General features: G+C 68.5%; 1 protein-coding gene. It reads left to right on the top strand.

Annotated features, from left to right (window positions below; genetic code table 11):
- Positions 1-983: non-ribosomal peptide synthetase (locus A5650_RS22585; protein WP_156744281.1), on the top strand; the 983-nt coding region annotated here is incomplete at both ends.

Here is a 983-nt window from a genome sequence, read left to right as displayed (position 1 = left end):
CGCGAGCGGGTGACGGTGTTGAGCCAGACCGCGTCGGCAGTGGGGACACTGTCGTCGGAGGGTTTGGATGCGGTGGCGTTGGTGGTTGGTGCTGAGCCGTGTCCGGCCGAGGTGGTGGATCGGTGGGCGCCGGGGCGGGTGATGGTCAACGTTTATGGTCCGACCGAGACCACGGTGGATGTGGCGATCAGTGCGCCGTTGGTGGCGGGGTCGGGGGTGCCGCCGATCGGTGTGCCGGTGGCGGGGGCGGCGTTCTTCGTGCTCGACGGCTGGTTGCGTGCGGTGCCGGCCGGGGTGGTCGGGGAGTTGTATGTCGCCGGCGCCGGGGTGAGCGTGGGGTATTGGCGGCGGGCGTCGTTGACGGGGTCGCGGTTTGTGGCGTGTCCGTTCGGGGTGGCTGGGCAGCGGATGTATCGCACTGGGGATTTGGTGGCCTGGGGTGCGGATGGGCAGTTGCGGTATGTGGGTCGCGCCGATGAGCAGGTCAAGATCCGCGGGTATCGCATCGAGCTTGGTGATGTGCGCGCGGCGTTGGCGGCCTGTGCGGGGGTTCAGCAGGCGGCGGTGATCGCGCGTGAGGACCGTCCGGGTGATAAGCGGCTGGTGGGTTATGTCACCGGCTCGGTCGATCCGGTCGCGGCGCGCGCGGCGCTGGCCGAGCAACTGCCTGCCTATATGGTGCCGGCGGCGGTGGTGGTGCTTGAGGCGTTGCCGTTGACGGTCAACGGCAAGCTCGACAAGCGGGCTTTGCCGGCCCCGGAGTACACCGATGTGGATCGGTATCGCGCTCCGGGCACTGCGGTCGAGGAGGTTTTGGCCGACATTTATGCCCAGGTGTTGGGGTTGGAGCGCGTCGGTGTCGACGAGTCGTTCTTCGAACTCGGCGGGGACAGCATTTTGTCGTTGCAGGTGGTGTCGCGGGCGCGCGCGGCCGGGATCGTGTGTCGGCCTCCGGACATCTTCACCGAGCAGACCGTGGCCCG

This window comes from Mycobacterium sp. 1164985.4 (assembly GCF_001668575.1).
Taxonomy (GTDB): domain Bacteria; phylum Actinomycetota; class Actinomycetes; order Mycobacteriales; family Mycobacteriaceae; genus Mycobacterium.
Note: the sequence above shows the minus strand (reverse complement) of the source record. Positions and strands in the feature narration are given on the sequence as shown.